The 21,468-nt window shown below is 68.9% G+C and carries 19 protein-coding genes and 1 tRNA gene; 7 read left to right on the forward strand and 13 right to left on the reverse strand.

All coding sequences use genetic code 11. The features are described from left to right. Positions 1-30: 30 nt before the first annotated feature. Together ACZ50Z_RS13030 and ACZ50Z_RS13035 are read right to left on the reverse strand one after the other, a co-directional pair. The gene (locus ACZ50Z_RS13030; protein WP_464483927.1) at positions 31-1,767 is read right to left on the reverse strand and encodes an ABC transporter ATP-binding protein; all 1,737 of its coding nucleotides are present in this window, start codon (positions 1,765-1,767) and stop codon (positions 31-33) included. Beyond that, the gene (locus ACZ50Z_RS13035; protein WP_464483928.1) at positions 1,764-4,388 is read right to left on the reverse strand and encodes an ABC transporter ATP-binding protein/permease; all 2,625 of its coding nucleotides are present in this window, start codon (positions 4,386-4,388) and stop codon (positions 1,764-1,766) included. Before ACZ50Z_RS13035 ends, ACZ50Z_RS13030 begins: the two co-directional genes overlap by 4 nt. Before the next feature lie 280 nt (positions 4,389-4,668). On the opposite strand from ACZ50Z_RS13035, the gene ACZ50Z_RS13040 reads away from it, so the two are divergent. Continuing rightward, positions 4,669-5,094 (forward strand): thiol-disulfide oxidoreductase DCC family protein, encoded by a 426-nt coding sequence (locus tag ACZ50Z_RS13040; RefSeq protein ID WP_464483929.1) that lies wholly within the window; start codon positions 4,669-4,671, stop codon positions 5,092-5,094. A gap of 8 nt (positions 5,095-5,102) precedes the next feature. On the opposite strand, the gene ACZ50Z_RS13045 is transcribed toward ACZ50Z_RS13040, so the two are convergent. Continuing rightward, positions 5,103-5,345, reverse strand: a complete 243-nt coding sequence (locus tag ACZ50Z_RS13045; RefSeq protein WP_464483930.1) for a hypothetical protein — start codon at positions 5,343-5,345, stop codon at positions 5,103-5,105. A 96-nt stretch (positions 5,346-5,441) separates the two neighbouring features. Next, positions 5,442-5,525, reverse strand: a tRNA-Leu gene (locus ACZ50Z_RS13050). A gap of 78 nt (positions 5,526-5,603) precedes the next feature. Between ACZ50Z_RS13050 and ACZ50Z_RS13055 the strand changes: the two genes are divergently transcribed. Together ACZ50Z_RS13055 and ACZ50Z_RS13060 are read left to right on the forward strand one after the other, a co-directional pair. Beyond that, positions 5,604-5,984, forward strand: coding sequence for a hypothetical protein (locus ACZ50Z_RS13055; protein ID WP_464483931.1), 381 nt, complete (start codon positions 5,604-5,606; stop codon positions 5,982-5,984). Continuing rightward, positions 5,981-6,331: a DUF3817 domain-containing protein gene (locus tag ACZ50Z_RS13060; protein ID WP_464483932.1), complete on the forward strand. Its 351-nt coding sequence runs from the start codon at positions 5,981-5,983 to the stop codon at positions 6,329-6,331. Before ACZ50Z_RS13055 ends, ACZ50Z_RS13060 begins: the two co-directional genes overlap by 4 nt. A 167-nt stretch (positions 6,332-6,498) precedes the next feature. Here the strand turns inward: ACZ50Z_RS13060 and rdgB are convergent, their stop codons facing one another. Then, entirely contained in the window at positions 6,499-7,113 is a 615-nt protein-coding gene (rdgB, locus tag ACZ50Z_RS13065; protein ID WP_464483933.1) for an RdgB/HAM1 family non-canonical purine NTP pyrophosphatase, read from the reverse strand. A 152-nt stretch (positions 7,114-7,265) separates the two neighbouring features. Here rdgB and ACZ50Z_RS13070 point away from each other — a divergent pair, with 152 nt between their 5' ends. After that, the gene (locus tag ACZ50Z_RS13070) at positions 7,266-7,712 is read left to right on the forward strand and encodes a nitroreductase family deazaflavin-dependent oxidoreductase (protein ID WP_464483934.1); all 447 of its coding nucleotides are present in this window, start codon (positions 7,266-7,268) and stop codon (positions 7,710-7,712) included. Between the two features lie 62 nt (positions 7,713-7,774). Here ACZ50Z_RS13070 and rph read toward each other — a convergent pair whose 3' ends face one another. The 7 genes from rph to clpS form a co-directional block, all read right to left on the reverse strand. Further along, a complete protein-coding gene (gene rph / locus ACZ50Z_RS13075; protein WP_464483935.1) occupies positions 7,775-8,554 on the reverse strand; it encodes a ribonuclease PH in 780 nt (259 codons plus the stop codon). 35 nt (positions 8,555-8,589) lie between these two features. Continuing rightward, positions 8,590-9,372, reverse strand: a complete 783-nt coding sequence (locus ACZ50Z_RS13080) for a cyclic nucleotide-degrading phosphodiesterase (protein ID WP_067170375.1) — start codon at positions 9,370-9,372, stop codon at positions 8,590-8,592. Between the two features lie 72 nt (positions 9,373-9,444). Then, a complete protein-coding gene (gene murI / locus ACZ50Z_RS13085; RefSeq protein WP_464483936.1) occupies positions 9,445-10,260 on the reverse strand; it encodes a glutamate racemase in 816 nt (271 codons plus the stop codon). Then, positions 10,257-10,928: a rhomboid family intramembrane serine protease gene (locus ACZ50Z_RS13090; RefSeq protein ID WP_464483937.1), complete on the reverse strand. Its 672-nt coding sequence runs from the start codon at positions 10,926-10,928 to the stop codon at positions 10,257-10,259. The genes murI and ACZ50Z_RS13090 overlap by 4 nt, the downstream gene beginning before the upstream one ends. 60 nt (positions 10,929-10,988) lie before the next feature. Next, positions 10,989-12,053 (reverse strand): P1 family peptidase, encoded by a 1,065-nt coding sequence (locus tag ACZ50Z_RS13095; RefSeq protein WP_464486218.1) that lies wholly within the window; start codon positions 12,051-12,053, stop codon positions 10,989-10,991. Positions 12,054-12,058: 5 nt separating this feature from the next. Then, positions 12,059-12,640 carry an oxidative stress transcriptional regulator AosR gene (gene aosR / locus ACZ50Z_RS13100; RefSeq protein ID WP_464483938.1) on the reverse strand — a complete coding sequence of 194 codons (582 nt, stop codon included), beginning with the start codon at positions 12,638-12,640 and terminating at the stop codon, positions 12,059-12,061. A 24-nt stretch (positions 12,641-12,664) separates the two neighbouring features. Continuing rightward, entirely contained in the window at positions 12,665-12,970 is a 306-nt protein-coding gene (clpS, locus tag ACZ50Z_RS13105) for an ATP-dependent Clp protease adapter ClpS (RefSeq protein WP_055404466.1), read from the reverse strand. A 66-nt stretch (positions 12,971-13,036) separates the two neighbouring features. On the opposite strand from clpS, the gene ACZ50Z_RS13110 reads away from it, so the two are divergent. Continuing rightward, complete coding sequence (locus tag ACZ50Z_RS13110; RefSeq protein WP_464483939.1) at positions 13,037-14,344, forward strand: nicotinate phosphoribosyltransferase; 1,308 nt, start codon at positions 13,037-13,039, stop codon at positions 14,342-14,344. 8 nt (positions 14,345-14,352) lie between these two features. Continuing rightward, entirely contained in the window at positions 14,353-16,377 is a 2,025-nt protein-coding gene (locus tag ACZ50Z_RS13115; protein WP_464483940.1) for an ATP-dependent DNA helicase, read from the forward strand. Between the two features lie 10 nt (positions 16,378-16,387). On the opposite strand, the gene glgP is transcribed toward ACZ50Z_RS13115, so the two are convergent. After that, entirely contained in the window at positions 16,388-19,048 is a 2,661-nt protein-coding gene (gene glgP, locus ACZ50Z_RS13120; RefSeq protein WP_464483941.1) for an alpha-glucan family phosphorylase, read from the reverse strand. A 293-nt stretch (positions 19,049-19,341) separates the two neighbouring features. Here glgP and ACZ50Z_RS13125 point away from each other — a divergent pair, with 293 nt between their 5' ends. After that, positions 19,342-21,435, forward strand: a complete 2,094-nt coding sequence (locus ACZ50Z_RS13125; RefSeq protein ID WP_464483942.1) for an alpha-1,4-glucan--maltose-1-phosphate maltosyltransferase — start codon at positions 19,342-19,344, stop codon at positions 21,433-21,435. Positions 21,436-21,468: the final 33 nt, after the last annotated feature.

Below are 21,468 nucleotides of genomic sequence, written 5' to 3' on the forward strand. Positions count from 1 at the left end.
ACCGCAAGAGTTGCGGTCAACAGCGGTGAACTAATCGGCCAGAATGCGCCATTCGGCGGCCTCGTGCTGCTGCCGCCAGAATTCGTCGAAACGACCGCCCGCAGCGAGCAATTCGTCGACCGTGCCGTCCTCGACCACCCGGCCACCGTCGAGAAACAGGACGCGGTCGGCGTGACTGATGCTGGCCAGCCGGTGCGCGACGATCACCTGGGTGCGCGAGTGCGGGTCGGCGGTCAGCGCGTCGACGACCGCGGCCTCGTTCTCGGTGTCCAGCGCGCTGGTCGCCTCGTCTACCAGCAGTATCGGCGCGGGTTTGAGCAACGCGCGGGCGATGCTGACCCGTTGGCGTTCACCGCCCGAGAGCGCCGAGCCGGCTTCGCCGACGACGCTGTCGGCGCCGTCGGGCAACCGTGCGACGAGCTCGTCGACCCGGGCGAGCGCCACTGCGCGGGCGAACCGGTCCTCGCCGGCGCCGGGATCCCCGGCGAACACGTTGTCGCGGATCGACCCGTGGAACAGGTAGGGATGCTGGAACACGACGCTGCTCGCCGCGCGCCGGGCGTCGGCGTCCAGCGTCGCCGCGTCGATACCGTCGATCAGCACCCGTCCGCGGGTGGGCTCGTGCAGTCCGGCGATCAGCGCCAGGATGGTGCTCTTGCCCGACCCGGACGGTCCGACGATCGCCGTCGTGCCGCCCGCCTCCAACGAGAAGCTCACCCCGTCGAGCACCGGCGCACCGGAGCCGTCATAGCGGAACACCACATCGTCGAACTCGATACGGCGCGCCGCGTTGCCCGCCAGGGCGCCGGCGCCGGCACTCATCAGCGGCGCGGTGAGCACCGAGCGGATGTTGTCGAGCGTGGCGCGGGTGCTTTCCAGCGCCGGCGCCAGCTCGCTGATCGTGGTGAACGGCTCGAGGTAGCGCACGATGACGACGATCAGCGCGATCGCCTCGGCCACCGACAGCGTCCCGTTCACGGTCAGGGCGGTGGTCGCCCCGGCCAGCAGGATCAGCGCCAGCTGGCTGGCCAGGCTGAACAGCAGCTGACCCGGGACCTGCATGGAGAGCTGGCGCATGGTCGCGCCGTGCTGGGCGGCCAGCGCGTCGCCGACCAGGCTCCTGGCCGGTTCGGCGCGCCGCGCGGCGCGCAACGCCTGCTGGGTGCGGGCGAACTCGATGATCCGCTCGGTGAGCGCGCTATTGGCCTCGGCGGCAGTGGAATCGGCGCGACGCGCCAGGCGTGCCGACGCCCACAACGCGCCCAGCATCAGCGGCAGTCCGCCCAGGGCGGCGAGGCCCAGTTGCCAGGAGACCGGCAGCAGGACCACCGCAATGGCGGCCGGCAGCAGCACCGCCGAGATGAGCGGCGTGAGCAAGTTGACGACGAGGCCGACGAGTTCGGGGCCGGTCGCGGCGATTGCCTGCCGCGCCGTCGCGGTGTGCTCGGCGGTGAACCAATCCAGCCGCACGCCGGGCAGTCGGTCGGCCACGTCGTGCTGGCTGTGGTCCAGCACAGCGAAGCCCAGATTGAAGCCGATGCGCGCCGTCGCGGTGTCGATCACCCAGCCGAGCGCGGTGGCGGCGCTCAGCCAGCCCAACCACACCATCGCGCGGTGCGGGGCGTCGCTGAACAACGCGCCCACCAAAGGAACCAGCAGGACGGTGGCGACCGCCCGCACCACCACGGAGATCAACGCCAGGACCGTGTAGGCGATCACCCGGTTGCGGCGATCCGCCGGCACCAGGCTCAACCACGTGCGGATCATCGGGCGCCCTTCCCGGCCGCGCCGGCGGCCACCTGATCACTGTGGTCCCGATGGCCGCCCTCCCACAGGCGCCGGTATCGGCCGTCGGCGGCCAGCAACTCGTCGTGGGTGCCCCGTTCGACGATGCGGCCGTGATCGAGCACGACGATCTGGTGGGCCCGGGTGACGGTGTGCAACCGATGGGCGATCACCAGCACGGTGCGGTCGTGTGTCAAGCGGTTGAGCGCTTGCTGCACAAGGTATTCCGATTCCGGGTCGGCGAACGCGGTGGCTTCGTCGAGGATGAGAACGCCGGTGTCGGCCAGGATCGCGCGGGCGATGGTGAGGCGTTGACGCTCCCCGCCGGACAGGCCGCTACCGGCGCCCAGCATGGTGTCGTAGCCGTTCGGCAGCCGCATGATGCGGTCGTGGATCTGCGCCTCGCGCGCCGCCTGTTCGATCTGCGCCGCCGTGGCATCGGGTGCGGCCAGCGCGATGTTCTCCGCCACGGTGCCGTGCACCAATTGCGTTTCCTGCAGCACGAATCCGACTTGGGTGTAGAGCTGGTCGGCCGTCATGGACCGGATATCTTGTCCCCCAACGCGTATCGAGCCCCGATCGACGTCGTGGAACCGGGCCAGCAAGGCCGCCAGCGTCGACTTGCCGGATCCCGACGGGCCGACCAGCGCGGTGACCGTGCCGGGCCGCAAGGTCAGCGACACGTCGTGGATCACGGGAACGCCGGGACGGTAGCCGAAGCTGACGCTGTCGAACGCCACCGCCTTGGCCGACTCCCCGTTTGGTTCGCCGTGATCGCGCACGGCGAGTTCGGGTTCGTCGAGCGTGTTCTGCAGTCGCCGGGCGGCCAGCATGCCGGCGCGGATGCCGCCGAGGCCGTAGGCGATCCCGAGCAGGCGTGCGCCGAAGGTGGTGCCCAGCAACAGGAATGGCAGCAGGTTCACCGGATCCATCCGCCCCCCGACCACCAGCAGGGTGCCGGTGACCGCGATGAGCCACAGGAACGTCGAGGGACGGGTGACCAGATCCATGAACGTCTTCTTGCCGGCCAGCGGGCGCTGCCAGGCGACCAGGAACCCGACGTATTCGTCCAGGCGGCGCCGGAAACTCGATGCGGCGGCACCGCCGAAGACGCGGATCACCGGCTGGCCCTCCAGGTAGGCGCCGGCCTCACCGCTCATCGTCTCGGCCCAGCGCTGCGACTGCGGGATGCGCGGGCCCGACTGAATCGTGAGCGCCGACGTCAGCACCAGGTAAACCAGCACGGGCGCGAACAGCACCAGCGCTACCCGCCAGTCGACGACGAACAGATAGACCAGCACCGCAACCGGCGCGACGGCCGCGGCCACCGCGTCCGGGATGGCGTGGGTGACCAGGTAGTGCAGGGACAACGTGTCGTCCTGGAGCAGCTGCTTGATGGAACCCGATCCGCGGGCGGTGAACCAGCCGAGCGGAAGCCGAGACAGCTTGCGCAGCAAGCTCGTACGCAGATCGCGGGCGAATCGCGCGTCGACGACGTGGAGCCACAGGGTGAGGGCGGCGCCCAGCAACGCCCCCAGGCCCAGCAGCGACACCGCGGCGATACCGACGTTCCACAGCCGGGACGCGGGCGCCCCGGATACCAGGAGCCGGGCCAGCTCGACCAGCAGCACGAACGGCGCCAGCTGCACCAGCGTGATCACCGCCTGCAACACACCCGACAGGATGAGCGCCCCGCGTAGTGGCGCGAGCAATCGGCCGGCGGCCTGGGCGCGCCAGTTTCCACGGGGCACCGGGGCAGGCACCGCCTCGGGAACCTGCTGAGCCGACTCCAGTTGCACCGCAACCGCTTCCGGGGCGACGCTGGGGGTGACGCTTTCAGATCCCTCGGGCTCGTCGCCGCGGCGGGTGCCCATGGCACGCCCGGCGCTCCAGTAGGCCTGGGCGTGCACCTCGGATTTGGGGAAGCCGAACTCGTCGCGCAGCCGGGTCCGCACCTGCTTGAGCGTCGTGGCCTCCGGCGTCGCCCACGCGTACCAGTCGGACCAATCTCGGCTTTCGATCGCCGCGGCAAGGGATTTCTCGTCGTGACGGGCGACCCAATGTAAACGCAGACGGGGGTGCTGCGCGATCGGGATCAGTGTGTCGTTGTCGTCGTGCTGTTCGAGGTACATCTCGATCGGGACGTCCTCGGGGACGACGCCGATGATCCCATTCATCCCCGGAATGGACGCCGAGTCGCCGAGGAGCAGGTATCCGGCCGGCTGCTCGTCGGGCATGTCGAAGCGCGACGAACCCATGAGCGCCATGACGGCGATGGTGGCGCCGGGCTGCACGGTGCGCGCCCATTGCGACGCCGGACCGGCGGGATCGTGCAGCACGATGTCGACCGCGAAGCGCCCGGCGGCAACGTCGGCCTCCGAAATCGTGTACGCGCGCTGGAATTCCGTTTTCGAACCGTCCGGATCCGGGAACCAGAACCGCAGCCATGCGGCCGGTTCGGCGTCCACGTCTTCGAACAGCGTCGGCGACGCCATGCGCACGCGCACGAAGTGCGGGGCTATCCGGACGGTTTCGATCACCGTCGCGGTGTGGTCGCGCGCGCCGAAGCTGCGCAACATCACACCGGAGAATCCGCGTGCCATTAGCGGTCCTTTCTCGCGGCGCCCCGCGCCGCGACGGCCTCGCCGATCTGACGGCCCGGCGGGATCACCGCCCTAGGGCCACGGATCGATGCGGCCGGCGAGGGCCGCAGAACCTGTGAATTCGACATCTGCCGCGCCCCCGTCCAGGCGGCACCCCGCCGTGGATCACTGGCCGGCCGGTCACGACTTGGTACGTTACCCCCACAAACTAAGGGTTGCCTTACCATAGGTCAACCTGAGTACCTCTCCACCTTCCGCGGCGGTCAGTAACGTGGGAACTATGAGCAGTGAGTCAGCGGCGCCGGTACTGCTGTACGACGGCGTCTGCGGCGTGTGCAACCGGGCGGTGCGCACGATACTTCGCGTCGATCCCGCCGGTGTCCTGCGGTTTGCGGCCCTGGAGAGCGTTTTCGCCAAAGCGATCATCGAGCGCCATCCGGAGATCGGCAACGTCGACTCGGTGGTGTTCGTCGACGACCCGGGTCAGCCCTCCGAACGGGTGGCCGTCCGGTCCGAGGCCGCGTTGCGCGTCGTGGATTACCTGGGCGGTCCATGGAGGGTGCTCAAGATCGCCCGCCTGGTGCCGACTCCCCTGCGCGACTGGCTCTACGACGGGTTCGCCGCCATCCGCTATCGGGTCTTCGGCAAGTACGACAGTTGTCCACTGCCGACCCCGGAGGTTCGCGCCCGCTTCGTGGAGGACTGAGGCGTCGGTCAGTAGCCGGCGCCGGAAGCGGGGTCCGCTTGGTGCAGGTCCGTGTGAGGCATGCCCGGTGCGACGGTCCGGTCTTGCATCTCGCCGACGCGCTCATATTGGTCCCCGGATTGCTCGAGGCTGCGCGCCGCGGCGCGCGCGGCGCGTGCGCGGGCCATGGCGGCTCGGCGTTCTGCGGTCGCGACATCGTCTGCGGTGAAGGCCTTTTCGCCTCGCGGTAATGACTCATATCCGGTGGGCATGGCGTTCTCCCTTGTGTCCTGTGGGTTTCATGTACCCCGCAAGAAGAGATCGGCGCCTACACCGCGCAAGATTTCGTGCTCGGGTGTTCACCTGTGTGCGGGCGGGGGGACTCGAACCCCCAAGCTCTTTCGAGCAATGGCACCTAAAACCATCGCGTCTGCCAATTTCGCCACGCCCGCGGCGTGCCGATCGTACCGCTTGTGACATAGCCAACTCGTCGGCGACGGGCGCGCATTCGCGCGCGGTACGGTCAAGGGGTGTCCACTACACACCGTCGCAGACCCGCGCTGATCGCCCTGGTGATCATCGCGGCGTGCGGCTGCCTGGCCCTGGGCTGGTGGCAGTGGACCAGGTTCCAATCGGTCTCCGGATCGTTTCAGAATCTCGGCTACGCGTTGCAGTGGCCGCTGTTCGCGTGGTTCTGCGTATACGCCTACCGCAAATTCGTGCGCTACGAAGAGGAACCACCACAGCCGCGCAGCACCGACACCGTGACCGAGATCCCCGCCGGGCTGTTGCCCGAGCGACCCATGCCCGCCCCGCGGGCGCCCGATGACCCGGCGTTGCGGGAGTACAACCATTACCTGGCCGAACTCGCCGCACAAGACGCCGAAAAGCAAAAGAGGACAACAGCATGACCACACCGGAGACGCCCGGCGGAGCAGTGCCCGCAGTGCCCGCCGACAAGATCCGCACCGCCTTGCTCGGCTACCGGATCATGGCCTGGACGACGGGCCTATGGCTCATCGCGCTGTGCTACGAGATCGTCTCGCACCTGGTCTTCGACCACGAGATCCGGTGGATCGAAGTGGTGCACGGCTGGGTGTATTTCATCTACGTGCTGACCGCATTCAACCTGGCGATCAAGGTCCGCTGGCCGATCGGCAAGACGGTCGGCGTGCTGCTGTCCGGGACCATCCCGCTGCTCGGGATCATCGTCGAGCACTTCCAAACCCGCGACGTCAAAGCCCAGTTCGGCCTGTAGGCCACAGCAGCCACACCCGTCTCTCCCGGAGGCGAGACGCGTAATGCCCACCTCCGCGCGACAACGCCGCGCGACCGTGGTTTGTCGCTGAGAGGCGGGCACTTTGCCTGTCACCCCGCGCAGCGACGGGTGTGACCCCTGTTGCCAACGCCTCAAACGCGGAGGATTCAGCCCCCGGACCGGGCAAGCATCTCGAGCGACGGCAGCAGCGCCCGCAGCGCGCGACCGCGATGCGAGACCGCATCCTTCTCCGAGGCGCTGAGCTCCGCCGCCGTGCGCTCGTACCCACTGGGCACGAACACCGGGTCGTACCCGAAACCGCCCTCGCCGCGCGGTTCCCGCGCAATGCTGCCGGGCCATTCGCCGCGGACGACGACCTCACCGGCCCCCGACACCAGCGCGCAGGCCGACACGAACGCCGCGCCGCGCCGTTCGTCGGGCACGTCGCGCAGTTGCGCCAACAGCAACGCGGTATTGCCGGCGTCATCGCCGTGGTTTCCCGACCAGCGCGCCGACAGGACGCCCGGCATGCCGTTCAGTGCGGCCACCTCCAGCCCGGAATCGTCTGCCACACTGGGCAATCCGCTCGCGGTGAACGCGTCGCGCGCCTTGGCCAACGCGTTCTCCTCGAAAGTCGCGCCGGTCTCCGGCGCCTCCTCGAACGGGGCGACGTCGTCGAGCGACACCAGCGTCAGTCCGGTCAGGCCGGCGGCGTCGAGGACCCGGCGCAACTCGGCCAACTTCTTCGGGTTGCGGCTCGCGACCAGTAGCCGGGTCATCATCTCTTCCTAAACACGCGTCTGAGCTGTTGCCGATGTACGCCGGCAACTTTACGGAGTGCGAGATACGGGTCGCTGAGGCGAATCGCATTAGCAGTGCCGACGCGACACGCACCGCAAGGAATAGACGGGGCGACGAACCAGCTTCGTCCAGAGTGAGTCAAAAACCCGATAACGAGACGCTCAGGGCGCTCAATAACAACATCACCGACGAGTTTCGCGCCAACGCCGGCAAGGTGGGCGGACGATTCGAGGGCAACGAGCTGTTGCTACTCACTACGAAAGGCGCGAAGTCCGGCGAGCCGCGCGTCGCGCCGCTGGTGGTCTTCCGTATCGACGACAAGCTGCTGATCGTCGCCGGTTACGGTGGCGCCGACGTCCACCCCGGGTGGGTGCACAACCTACGGGCCAACCCCCGCGCGCACGTTGAAGTCGCCACCGACTCGTTCGATGTCGTCGCGCACGAGCTCGACGCGTCCGAACGCCAGGCGGTCATCCCCAAGATCAACGCGACCGTACCCGCGTTCGCCTTCTCGAACTACCAGTCAAAAACCGCCCGCACCATCCCAATATTCGAGCTGCGGAAGGTCGGCGACCAGTAGCCGCCGTGACGATCGCAAGCGCGGCGAAGCCGGGCGCAGCGGGTCGTCACTATCAGCCACGGTCAGCTGCCGAACGCCTTCGGCACCGGCGCCCCCTCCGGGAGCTCACCCGGATAGGGCTGCTGCAGCGCCTCGCGCTGGGCGGCGAACAACTTGTCACAGGCGGCCAGCGCCACATCGAGGAGCTTGTCCAACGTCGAACGCGGGAAGGTCGCGCCCTCACCGGTTCCCTGCACCTCGACGAGGGTGCCGGTGTCGGTGGCGACGACGTTCATGTCCACCTCGGCGCGGGCGTCCTCCTCATAAGGCAGATCCACCCGGACCCTGCCGTCGACCACTCCGACGCTGACCGCCGCGATGGCGCACGACAACGGCCGGGGATCCGACAGCTTGCCCGCGGCCCCGAGATAAGTCACCGCGTCGGCCAACGCCACGAATGCGCCCGTGATGGCCGCGGTGCGGGTGCCCCCGTCGGCCTGCAACACGTCACAGTCGACGGCAATTGTGTTCTCCCCCAACGCCGCCAGGTCGATGCACGCCCGCAGCGACCGTCCGATCAGCCGGCTGATCTCCTGGGTGCGCCCCGACAGCCGTCCCTTGACCGATTCGCGGTCCGAGCGCGTGTGGGTCGCCGACGGCAGCATCGCGTACTCCGCGGTCAGCCACCCCAGGCCCGAACCCTTGCGCCAGCGCGGCACACCCTCGGTCACGCTGGCGGTGCACATGACCTTGGTGTGGCCGAATTCGACCAGTACCGAACCGGCGGGGTGATCAGTGAAACCGCGGGTGATGACGACGGGCCGAAGCTCGTCGTCGAGGCGGCCGTCTTCTCGTCTCGTCACGACGCCAACCCTAAGCCAACCCTAACCGGGTGTACTCAGACCCTCTCGGAGCGGCGGATATCGAACGTCTCACCGCACACCACCGCGTGCACGGGACCGTCGAACTCGGCCTTGGCCTCACTGATCACGTCCTCGCGCGAAGTCCACGGCGGGATGTGTGTCAGCAGCAATTCGCGAACACCGGCCTCGGCCGCGGCCCGGCCGGCCTCGGTCCCGGACAGATGCAGCGCGGGCGGCCTGTCCGCCGAGTGCGTCCAGGACGCCTCGCAGAGGAAAACGTCGGCACCGCGTGCCAATTCGACGAGCTGATCGCAGACACCGGTGTCACCGCTGTAGACGAACGATGCGCCTGAGGAATCGGTGATGCGCAACCCGTAGGACTCGGTCGGGTGAGCGACCACCCGCGGCGTCACCGTCAGCGCGCCGATCGTCACCGGCTCACCGTCGACCCAGTGACGCACGTCGAAGATGTCCGAACAGTCATCGATCTCACCGCCGTACGGTGAGGACGCCGCGCCCAGCCGCGACCAGGTGTCGCCGGGGCCGTACAGCAAGGCCTTACCGAGCGGGCGCGTCGGGTGATAGCGCCGCCACACGAACAGTCCGGGCAAATCCAGGCAGTGGTCGGCGTGCAAATGGGACAACAACACGTGCACGGAACCGGGGTCGGCATAGCGCTGCAGCGCGCCGAGGACACCCCCGCCGAAATCGATGACCAACGGCGGAGTGTCCGGTGCCCGGAGCAGATAACCCGACGCAGGCGAATCCGGACCCACCACGCTGCCCGAGCAGCCGAGCACGGTTATTCGCACGGACACTACTGTGCCATGCCCGATAGGACCATGACGAAAACATGGCCGCATTGGTGTGACGAGAATCTCGCCCGGTGGTCAATCAATGCGCACCTGATGAACGGGCCGGACTCCGGACACGGCGGGACCGAGGAATCGGGCCGCCAATGTGGTGAAGGCGTCGGGGTCGCCGGTGGCTTCGAAGACACGGGTCGCGGGCGACGCGTCATGGGGCCGAAGCAGGTCCCGTTCGGTGAGCACCCGAACGACTTCCTTGGCAGTTTCCTCCGCGCTGGACACCAGCGTCACGTGCTCACCCATCGCCAACTGGATGAGTCCCGACAACAGCGGGTAGTGCGTGCAACCGAGCACCAGCGTGTCCACCTGCGCGCGCTGCAGCGGCTCCAGGTAGCCCTCGGCCAGACCGAGCACCTGACGCCCACTGGTCACGCCGCGCTCGACGAAGTCGACGAACCGCGGGCAGGCCACCGCGGTGATCTCGGTGTCGCGGGCGGCGGCGAAGGCGTCCTGATAGGCGTGCGAGTTGATGGTCGCCTGGGTGCCGATGACGCCGATGCGCCCGTTGCGTGTGGTCGCGACGGCGCGGCGCACCGCGGGCAGGATCACCTCGACGACGGGCACGTCGTAGCGCTCGCGGGCGTCGCGCAGGCAGGCCGCCGATGCCGTGTTGCAGGCGATGACCAACGCCTTGACTCCGCGCCCAACGAGGTCGTCCCCGATGGCCAACGCGTGCGCCCGGACTTCGGGGATGGTCAGCGGGCCGTAGGGCCCGTGGCCGGTGTCGCCGACGTAGATGATGTCCTCGTCCGGCAGTTGGTCGATGATCGCCCGCGCGACGGTCAATCCCCCGACCCCGGAGTCGAAAACCCCGACGGGCGCCAGCGCTGCGCTCATGTCTTGGGGCGCGGCGACGCGGCGCCGGCCGCCTTTCCCGTCCGGGCCTTGCGTTCCGGCGCGGACAACCAATAGGCGGCCATCACGCCGGCGATCGCCCCGCACAAATGACCCTGCCAGGACACGCCACCGCAGACTCCGAGCACCGGCATGGCGCCCAGCAGGACGCCGCCGTAGGCGAACATCACGACCAGCCCGATGATGATGTTGGACACTCGACGGACGAAGATCCCGAACACCAACAGGAAGGCCAGCCAGCCGAAAATCAGGCCGGAAGCCCCGATGTGGTCGGTGGGGCCGCAGCTGCTGCCGACGTCGCCGATGAGCCAGGTGCCGAAGCCACCCACGATCCACACGATGGCGGTCGCCCAGACGAACCGGGACAGCCCCGCCAGCGTCATGAGGAATCCCAGCACCAGCAGCGGCGCGGTGTTGGCCATCAGGTGCTCCCAGCTCGCGTGCAGCAGCGGGGAGAAGACGATGCCCCACAGGCCGTCGACCTCCAGCGGCCGGATGCCGTTGGCGTCCAGCGAATGCCGGGTCATCTGGTCGATCAGCTCAACGAAATAGAGCAGCACGACGAACGTGAGGATCGTGGCGGCGCCCACCGCCGCAGTGGACCGCTTCGTCGCCCGGGCGCCGGACGCCCTCGGAGCGGTCTTACCCATGGCGGCCCTTCCAGCGCGTTTCCAGCATCGTCAAGGCTACCGGCGCGGCGGGCGGATTCCTCATCGGCCGAACGCGCCGGACAGCACGTCGCGGTAGCTCGGTATCCCGGCGATGGATTCGGCGGCCAGCACACCGCCCAGCACCGCTTGCGCCAGGCAATCGGCGGCCGCGATGCCGACCTCGGTGACCAGTCGCGTCTCCGGGGAGAACGCGGCCGGCACTGGGTTCGGACCGGACGACGGGGGGTCAACCTCGACCGCCCCGGTGGCCAGGACGAACACCGTGTCGCCATCGACCGGCGTGTGCGCCGGCCGGATGCTGCGGGCCAGGCCGTCGTGGGCCGAGATTGCCACCCGGCGGCACGCCGCGGGGCTCAGGGCGGCGTCGGTGGCGACGACCGCGATGACGGTGTTGAGCGGGTTGTCCAACGGGTCCGACGGGGACGGCAGCTGGGCGAGCGCATCGATCTGCTCGGGCGGCGGCGGCCGGAGTCCGAACGCCTCGATCAGGTCCGCCATCCACGGCAAACCGGTGGCCCGGTCGACGACTTCGCCCGCGGAGTTCACCACGGCCACCGCGCCGACGGTCACACCGCTCGGCAGTGTGGTCGAGGCGCTCCCGACACCGCCCTTGAGCGCTCCCGCCCGGGCCCCCACCCCGGCGCCGACGTTCCCGACGCCCATCGCCGCACCGTCGGCGCCTTCTTGCGCGGCGGCCGCGCAGGCGAGGTAGCCGAATTCGTCGCTCGGGCGGCACTGCCAGCCACCGACGGGGAGATCGAAGATCACCGCTGCCGGCACGATGGGCACGACGCCCTCACCCATTGCCACGCCGCGTTCCTGTTCTTCGAGCCACCGCATGACGCCGTCGGCGGCGGCCAGGCCGTAGGCGCTGCCCCCGGCGAGCAGCACCGCGTCCACGAACCGCACGGTGTTGGCCGGGTCCAGCAGGTCGGTCTCCCGGGTGCCGGGGGCCCCGCCGCGGCAATCGACCGCGCCGACGGTCCCCGGAGGCGGGAGCACCACGGTGACGCCGCAGGCCCAGCCCGCTCCCAACGAGGCGTCGGGGTCCAATCGTTGGTAGTGACCCACGCGGATTCCGGCGACGTCGGTGATCGCGCCCATCGCGGTCACCGGGACCCCATGAGCACCAACACCAGGTACTCCTGCAGGACGGTGAGCCATTGATAGACGTCGTAGTGCACGGCCAGTGGATGATCGGCGGGCAACTGCTCGGGGCCCTCCGGTCCGACCTCGAGCATGACGCCCAACGTCAGCCGGATGTCGTTGACGGCCCCGATCCAACAGTTCGCGTCGTCCTCGCTCAGCTCGAATTTGCCGCCGACCTCGGGGACCGTGTCCAGTAACCGTTGTGCCGCAACGCGTTTGGCTTCGACGATGCCCGGTTCGTGCAGGCTGCGCAGCGCGGCGTTCAGGCTGTCCGCGGCATCGGGAGGCGCGGTGTCCTGGTCGTCGTCTCGGTAGAAGTCGGGCAGCAGCCGGCGCAGGGTGGGGTCTTTCGGCGGTTCGGCATTCCCGGTCTTGATGCCGGTGATTTCCTCGAGTTCGTCTGCCGGCGAAGATGATTCACGCTCGTCGAGCAAACCGATCATCGCCGTGGCCAGGTTTTTGAGCAGCGCCGCCTCGTGGGACGCCAGGGCCGACCGGAACCGGGGACCGTTCGCGGTCTCGACGCGCTTCCATTTGCGCACAGGGAATCGCCAGCGCCTCGAGCGTCAGCGGTCCTGCTGCAGCGTCGCCCACAAACCGGCGGCGTGCAGCTTGGACACATCGACTTCCATGGACTCCCGGCTCCCGGCGGACACCACGGCCTTTCCTTCGTTGTGCACCTGCAGCATCAGTTTGGTGGCGTGCGGCTCGCTGTAGCCGAACAGCTTCTGGAACACGTAGGTCACGTAGGTCATCAAGTTGACCGGGTCGTCCCAGACGATCGTGACCCAGGGGCTCGCCGTGACCTCGACCGGAGCGGACTCGCGTTGTCCTGTAGTGCCCGGCTTAGTGGGCGCTGACATAACAACCATGGCCTACACGATACCGAGGGATGGACGACGTGACCGAGCCCGCAGGGCAGCCGATACCGTTATGGAATGAACGACCCGCTCGTCACGGGGCTGCTGACCGACAAGTACGAGTTGACGATGCTGGCGGCGGCGCTGCGGGACGGCAGCGCCAATCGCCGCACCACCTTCGAGCTTTTTGCCCGCCGCCTTCCCGCGGGGCGGCGTTACGGCGTCGTCGCGGGCACCGGCCGGCTGCTCGAGGCGCTGCCCCGGTTCACGTTCGATGACGAGGCCTGCCAGTCGCTCAGGCAATTCCTCGATCCAGACACGTTGCGGTACTTGCGTGATTTCCGGTTCGGCGGCGACATCGACGGATACGCCGAAGGCGAGTTGTACTTCCCCGGATCCCCGGTGCTGTCGGTCAGCGGGACGTTCGCCGAATGCGTGGTGCTCGAAACGCTGGCGCTGTCGGTTTTCAATCACGACACCGCGGTCGCGTCCGCCGCCGCGCGGATGGTGAGCGCGGCCAGGGGCCGCCCGCTGATCGAGATGGGGTCGCGGCGAACCCACGAGCAGGCGGCCGTCGCCGCGGCCCGGGCCGCCTACATCGCCGGTTTCGCCGCGTCCTCCAACCTGGAGGCCCAGCGCTGCTACGGAATACCGGCCGAGGGCACCTCCGCGCACGCGTTCACGATGCTGCACGCGCGCGCCGACACCCCCGCGGAATCGACCGAATTGGCGGCCTTTCGGGCGCAGGTTGAGGCGCTCGGCGTCGACACCACCCTGCTGGTGGACACCTATGACGTGACGACCGGCGTGGCCAACGCGGTGGCCGCTGCCGGCACGGGGCTCGGCGCGGTGCGCATCGATTCCGGCGAGCTGGGCGTGCTGGCCCGCCAGGTGCGTCAGCAGCTCGATGAGCTGGGAGCCACCGGGACCCGCATCGTGGTCTCCGGTGACCTCGACGAGTTCTCGATCGCCGCGCTGGCCGCCGAGCCGGTGGACAGTTATGGCGTCGGCACGTCGCTGGTGACCGGCTCGGGCGCACCGACGGCGAACATGGTGTACAAGCTCGTCGAGGTGGACGGCCTGGCGGTGGAAAAGCGCAGCAGCCACAAGGAATCCCACGGCGGACACAAAGAGGCGCTGCGTATCTCGCGCACTACCGGCACCATCACCGAGGAGGTGCTGTATCCGGCCGGCCGTCAGCCCGACGTCGGCGAACCGGCCCGGGTGCTGACCGTCCCGTTGGTCCGCGGTGGGGAGCTGGTGTCCAAACCGAACCTCGCCGCGGCGCGCGAGCTGGTAGCTTCCGGGCTGCGCAGTCTGCCGTGGGAGGGTTTGAACTTGTCGCATGGCGAACCCGCGGTCACGACGACGCAGATCCGGACCTGACCGAGGGAGTGACCACGTCCGACGTGTCCGTGCCCGAGCTGCTGGCCACCGCCGTGGCCGCGCTGGGCGGCAGTGAACGCAGCGGCCAGCAGGAGATGGCCGCCGCGGTGGCGCAGGCCTTCGTCACCGACGAGCACCTCGTCGTGCAGGCCGGCACCGGCACCGGCAAGTCGCTCGCCTATCTGGTGCCCGCGATCGTGCATGCCCTGAGCGACGACTCCCCCGTCGTCGTGTCGACGGCCACCATCGCCCTGCAACGTCAGCTCGTCGATCGCGATCTGCCCCGGCTCATCGACGCGCTGGCCGACGCACTGCCGCGCCGCCCGCAGTTCGCGTTGCTCAAGGGTCGACGAAACTATCTGTGCCTCAATAAGATTCACAATGGTGGCGCGGCCGACGGTGAGGACGCCGACGGACGGCCGCAAGAGGAACTGTTCAACCCCATGGCGGTCAGCACGCTGGGCCGCGACGTGCAACGGCTCACCGAGTGGGCGTCGACCACCGACTCCGGCGACCGCGACGATCTGAAACCCGGCGTCCCCGACCGATCCTGGTCTCAGGTCAGCGTTTCCGCGCGGGAATGCCTCGGGGTGGCCCGCTGCCCGTTCGGCACCGAGTGCTTCTCCGAGCGGGCCAGGGGCCTGGCCGGCCGCGCCGACGTGGTGGTCACCAACCACGCGCTGCTGGCCATCGACGCCGTGTCCGAATCCGCGGTGCTGCCCGAGCATGCGCTGCTGGTGGTCGACGAGGCACACGAGTTGGTGGACCGGGTGACCTCGGTGGCCACCGCGGAGCTGACGTCGGCCGCGCTCGGGGTGGCCTCGCGGCGGATCAGCCGGCTGGTGGGCCCGGAGCTGATCCAGCGCCTCGACGCGACGACCGCCAACTTCGCCGCGGCGATCCACGACGGCACGCCGGGACGCATCGACCGCCTCGACGAGGACATGGCGACGTATCTGACCGCGCTGCGCGACGTCGCGACCGCGGCGCGCTCGGCGATCGACACCACCAATGACGCCAAGGCGGCGTCGGCGCGCGCGGAAGCCGTCGCCGCGCTCAGCGAGATTTCGGACACCGCGTCGCGGGTGCTCGCGTCGTTCGGACCGGCCATCCCCGACCGCACCGACGTGGTGTGGCTGGAACACGAGGAGAACCGGGGTTCACCGCGCCCGGTGTTGCGGGTGGCCCCGCTGTCGGTCGCCGGGCTGCTGCGTCAGCGCGTGTTCTCACGGTCGACCGTGGTGTTGACGTCGGCGACGCTGACGATCGGCGGCTCTTTCGACGCCATGGCCGCGGCGTGGGGCCTCACCGCCGCGACGGGCGACGACGGCGACGCGCGATGGCGCGGCCTGGACGTGGGGTCGCCGTTTCAGCACGGCAAGGCCGGGATCCTGTACGTGGCCGCGCACCTGCCTCCGCCCGGGCGCGACGGCATCGGCTCGGCCGAGCAGCTGACCGAGATCGCCGAGCTCATCACCGCGGCCGACGGGCGCACCCTGGGCCTGTTCTCGTCGATGCGGGCGGCCCGCGCGGCCGCCGAGGCCATGCGCGAACGGCTGTCGACGCCGGTGCTGTGCCAGGGCGATGACAGCACGTCGGCCCTGGTCGAACGGTTCAGCGCCGAGCCGCAGACCTCGCTGTTCGGCACGTTGTCGCTGTGGCAGGGCGTCGATGTGCCCGGGCAGTCGCTGTCGCTGGTGCTGATCGACCGCATCCCGTTCCCCCGCCCGGATGACCCCCTGCTGGGGGCGCGCCAGCGCGCGGTCGCCGCGCGCGGCGGCAACGGCTTCATGGCCGTCTCGGCCAGCCACGCGGCGCTGCTGCTGGCGCAGGGGTCCGGCCGGCTGTTGCGCCGCGTTACCGACCGCGGGGTGGTCGCGGTGCTCGACTCGCGCATGGTCACCGCGGGGTACGGCGGCTACCTGCGGGCCTCGCTGCCGCCGTTCTGGCAGACCACCAACGGGGGGCAGGTGCGCGAGGCGCTGCAGCGGCTGCGGGGCGCCTCGGACCCGCAAGAAGGCCTGTCGGCCTGAACGGGTCCGCTTACCGGGCCAGGGTGACCAGGCCGAGCTCGTTGCTGGCGGCCAGCATCGGATGGCGGGGCAGCACGCGCACGGTGTATCCGACCGATCCCGCCAGCGGCAGCGGCGTCGTCGTCGAGAACACCTGGTTGCCGCCCTCGGCCGTGCCGGTGTACGACATCTCGACGGTGACCGGTTCCAGCAGGGCATCGCTGGCGTCGACCCGGCCGACCACCGCCTGGACCGTGACCTCGTCGGGCGCCAGCCCGGCCAGCTGAACGGTAGCGGTCAGGGTCAGCTTGGAGCCGAGGACGGGACTGTCCGGCAGGCCGGTGCTGTCGACGTCGGTGATCACGATCTTCGGCCATGCCCCGTACGCGCGCCGGCGATAGGCGGCCACCTCGCGGGCGGCGCCGAACTCGCCGCCAGCCGCCGCGTCGTCCGCGCCGTCGGCGGGCGCGACCGTCCTGCGCAGCGATTGGGCCGCGGGCGTGTAGTACTGCTCGACGTAGTCGCGCACCATGCGCGACGCCAGGACCTTCGGGCCGAGCGTCTGTACGGTGTGGCGCACCATTTCGATCCACCGCGGCGGCACCCCGCGTTCGTCACGCTCGTAGAACTTCGGCGCCACGGCCTCTTCCAGCAGCGTGTACAGGCCGCTGGACTCCAGATCGTCGCGGCGCTCCTCGTCGGCCACCCCGTCGGCAGACGGTATCTCCCAACCGTTTTCGCCGTCGTACCATTCGTCCCACCAGCCGTCGCGGATGGACAGGTTCAGCCCGCCGTTGAGGGCGCTCTTCATTCCCGAAGTGCCGCAGGCCTCCAACGGCCGCAGCGGGTTATTCAGCCAGACGTCGCAGCCCCAATACAGCAGCCGCGCCATCGACATGTCGTAGTCGGGCAGAAACGCGATGCGGTGCCGAACCTCGGGCCGGTCGGCGAAGCGCACCACCTGCTGGATCAACGCCTTGCCACCGTCGTCCGCCGGGTGCGACTTGCCGGCGACGATCAGCTGGATCGGACGTTCGCTGTCGAGCAGCAGCTGCTCCAGGCGATGTGGATCGCGCAGCATCAGCGTCAACCGCTTGTACGTCGGCACCCGGCGAGCGAACCCTATGGTCAGCACTTCCGGATCGAAAGCCGTTGCTATCCAACCTAATTCGGCGTCCGAAGCGCCACGCTCCAGCCATGAGCGGCGCAACCGGCGCCGCACGTCGTCGACCAGCTGTGCCCGCAATTGCGAACGAATCCACCACAGGTGACCCGCATCGACCTGCTGCAGGCGCAGCCACACCCCCGGATCGCTGAACGAATCCGCCCCCGCCAGCTCACGGCCCAACTGCAACCACTGCGGCGCCGCCCACGTGCGCCCGTGAACTCCGTTGGTGATCGACCCGATCGGCACCTCGGCGCCGTCGAATCCAGGCCACAAGTCGTTGAACATCGCCCGGCTCACCCGGCCGTGCAGCGACGAGACCCCGTTGGCCCGCTGGGCCAGGCGCAGACCCATGTGGGCCATGTTGAACTTGGCCGGGTCATCCTCGGCCCCGAGCGCCAGGATGCGTGCCGTCGGCACCCCCGGCAGCAACACGGGCGCGCTCGTGGCATCGGACGCCGCGCCGTCGCGGCCGGATCCCGCGTCGTCGCCGAGGTGGTCGTCGAAGTACAGCCGCACCATGTCGATGGGGAAACGGTCGATGCCGGCGGGCACCGGGGTGTGCGTGGTGAACACCGTGCTCGAGCGCACGACCGCCAGCGCGGTGTCGAAGTCCAGCCCCGGACCCGTCATCAGCTCGCGAATGCGTTCCGCGCCCAGGAACCCCGCGTGTCCCTCGTTCATGTGGAACACCTCGGGCGCGGGCAGGCCGTGGATGGCGGTGTAGGCGCGGATCGCCCGCACGCCGCCGATGCCGGCGAGGATCTCCTGGCGCATCCGGTGTTCTTGATCGCCCCCGTACAGGCGGTCGGTGACGCCGCGCAGATCGTGCTCGTTCTCGGGGACGTCGGAATCGAGCAGGAGCAGCGGGACCCTGCCCACCTGCGCGACCCAGATCCGGGCGTGCAACTGCGCGGAATCCGGCAGCATCAGCTCAACCAGGGCGGGTTCGCCGGTGGCGTCGGTCAGCAGCCGCAACGGCAGCCCCTGCGGGTCCAGCGACGGATAGGTCTCGTGCTGCCACCCGTCGGCGGTCAGCGACTGCCGGAAGTAGCCGGAGCGGTAATACAGGCCGACCGCCACTAACGGCACCCCCAGATCCGACGCGGACTTCAGGTGGTCACCGGCGAGGATGCCCAGTCCGCCGGAATAGTTGGGCAGGACTTCGGCGATGCCGAATTCCATCGAGAAGTAGGCGACGGCGGCAGGCATTTCCGCACCGTGTTCTTGCTGTTGCTGGTACCACAGCGGACGGCTGAGGTAGTCGTCCAGATCGGCGGTCAGCTCGTCGAGCCGGCGAAGGAACGCCTCATCGATCGCCAACTCGTCGAGCCGCGCCGGGTTGACCGCGCCCAGCAACGCCACCGGATCGCTGCCGCACCGCTGCCACAGGTCCGGGTCGATGGTCGCGAAAAAATCTTGGGTCGGCTTGTCCCACGACCACCGCAGGTTGGTCGAGAGCTGGTCCAGCGCGGTCAAACGCTCGGGAAGGTGAGCACGGACGGTAAACCGGCGGAGGGCTTTCACGCGTCCCTACCTTACTGAGGATTCCAGCCCGCGCACGGCGGCGGGAAAGACCGCTTTTCGCTCGCTGTCCTTGGCGGGGTGTGACCGAAGACTAGGGTGGGTATCGGTTAGTTATCGGGGTCGCAACGATGCTTCCCCGCACAGAAAGTTCCCCACGACAGGAAGTTTCCCGACGAGCGGCATTCCGCACGCAGCACACGCCGGACTGGCCGCACACAATCGGATCGCCCCGGTGACGATTGCGGCCCGCTAAGCGGGGCGCAGAGGGACCGGGCAAATCGAACGGAGTGGTGGTGCCCGGTCGTGTCGAGATCGATAACGTCCAGCCGGTCGTTTCCTGTGGCGCGTTTCCCGCGAAAGCCGTAGTCGGCGAGGTCGTGCCCGTCAGCGCCGCAGTATGGCGAGAAGGCCACGAGGCCGTGGCCGCAACCCTGGTCGTGCGCTACCTCGGGCCCGGCTATCCGCAGGTGACGGAGACGCGGCGAGTCAAAGCGGTTCAGGCCCCGGCAAAGCCGGTCACCGACCGCGACGGCAAGGTCGACCAACAACGGATCAAGCCGCTGGCGCTGCCGATGACGATGGGCCTGGAGCCCTATGTGTTCCACGGCCAGTTCACGCCCGACCAGGTCGGGCTGTGGACCTTCCGCGTCGACGGGTGGGGCGACCCGATTCACTCCTGGCGACACGGGTTGGTCGCCAAACTGGACGCCGGGCAGGGCGAGAAGGAGTTGTCCAACGATCTGCTGGTCGGCGCGGGGTTGTTCGAACGTGCCGCGACCGAGGTGCCGCGCGCCCGGCGCGAGCCGTTGCTGGCCGCCGCTGCGGCACTCCGCGCGCCCGGGGACCCGGTCACCCGAACCGCGCCGGCGCTGGGGCCCGAGATCGAGGAAATCCTGGCGGACTACCCGCTCCGCGATTTCGTCACTCGCGGCGAGCAGTACAGCGTCTGGGTCGATCGGCCGTTGGCCCGGTTCGGCTCCTGGTATGAGATGTTTCCCCGCTCGACCGGCGGATGGGACGCCGACGGCAACCCGGTGCACGGCACCTTCGCCACGGCGACCGCCGCGCTCCCGCGGATCGCGGCCATGGGATTCGACATCGTCTACCTGCCGCCGATCCATCCGATCGGCAGGGTACATCGCAAGGGGCGCAACAATTCCCCGACCGCCGCTCCCGGAGATGTGGGTTCCCCCTGGGCGATCGGGAGTGACGAGGGCGGCCACGACGCCGTCCACCCGGATTTGGGCACCATCGCCGACTTCGACGCGTTCGTCGCCGCCACACGCAAGTTGGGCATGGAGGTGGCGCTCGATCTGGCGCTGCAATGCGCACCGGACCACCCTTGGGCGCGAAACCATCGCAACTGGTTCACCGAATTGCCCGACGGCACCATCGCCTACGCGGAGAACCCGCCGAAGAAGTACCAGGACATCTACCCGATCAACTTCGACAACGACCCGGCCGGCCTCTACGACGAGGTGCTGCGCGTGGTCCGGCATTGGATGGACCACGGCGTCAAGGTCTTTCGCGTCGACAACCCGCACACCAAGCCACCGGACTTCTGGGCGTGGTTGATCGCCGCGGTGAAGGCCATCGACCCCGATGTGCTGTTTCTCTCCGAGGCCTTCACGCCGCCGGCCCGCCAGTACGGGCTGGCCAAACTGGGGTTCACCCAGTCCTACAGCTACTTCACCTGGCGCACGGCGAAGTGGGAGCTGACCGAATTCGGTGACGACATCGCCGCTTTGGCCGATTTCCGTCGGCCCAACCTGTTCGTCAACACCCCCGACATCCTGCACGCCATCCTGCAGCACAACGGGCCCGGGATGTTCGCCATCCGTGCGGTACTGGCAGCGACGATGGGCCCCGCCTGGGGCGTGTATTCGGGGTACGAGTTGTTCGAGCACCGCGCGGTACGGGAAGGCAGCGAGGAGTACCTGGACTCGGAGAAGTACGAATTGCGGCCCCGCGATTTCGCGGGTGCGCTCGCCGAAGGACGCTCGCTCGAGCCGTTCATCACGCAGCTCAACGCGATTCGCCGCCTGCACCCCGCGTTGCAGCAGCTGCGCACCATCCACTTCCACAGCGTGGACAACGACGCATTGATGGCCTACAGCAAGTTCGATCCGGCCACCGGCGACTGCGTGTTGGTGGTGGTGACGCTCAACGCGTTCGGCCCCGAGGAAGCGACCCTGTTTTTAGATATGGCCGCACTGGGTATGGAGCCCTACGAGCGGTTTTGGGTGCGCGACGAGATTACCGGCCAGGAATTCCAATGGGGGCAGGCCAATTACGTTCGCATCGATCCTGGGCAGGCGGTCGCACACATCATCAACATGCCGCTAGTGCCGCATGACGCTCGAATGACGCTGCTGCGCAGGCATTGAGACAGGACATGAAACGGACCGGAGGCGAAAGGG

The sequence above is a fragment of the Mycobacterium sp. NTMscope_MAC_269 genome (assembly GCF_976985695.1).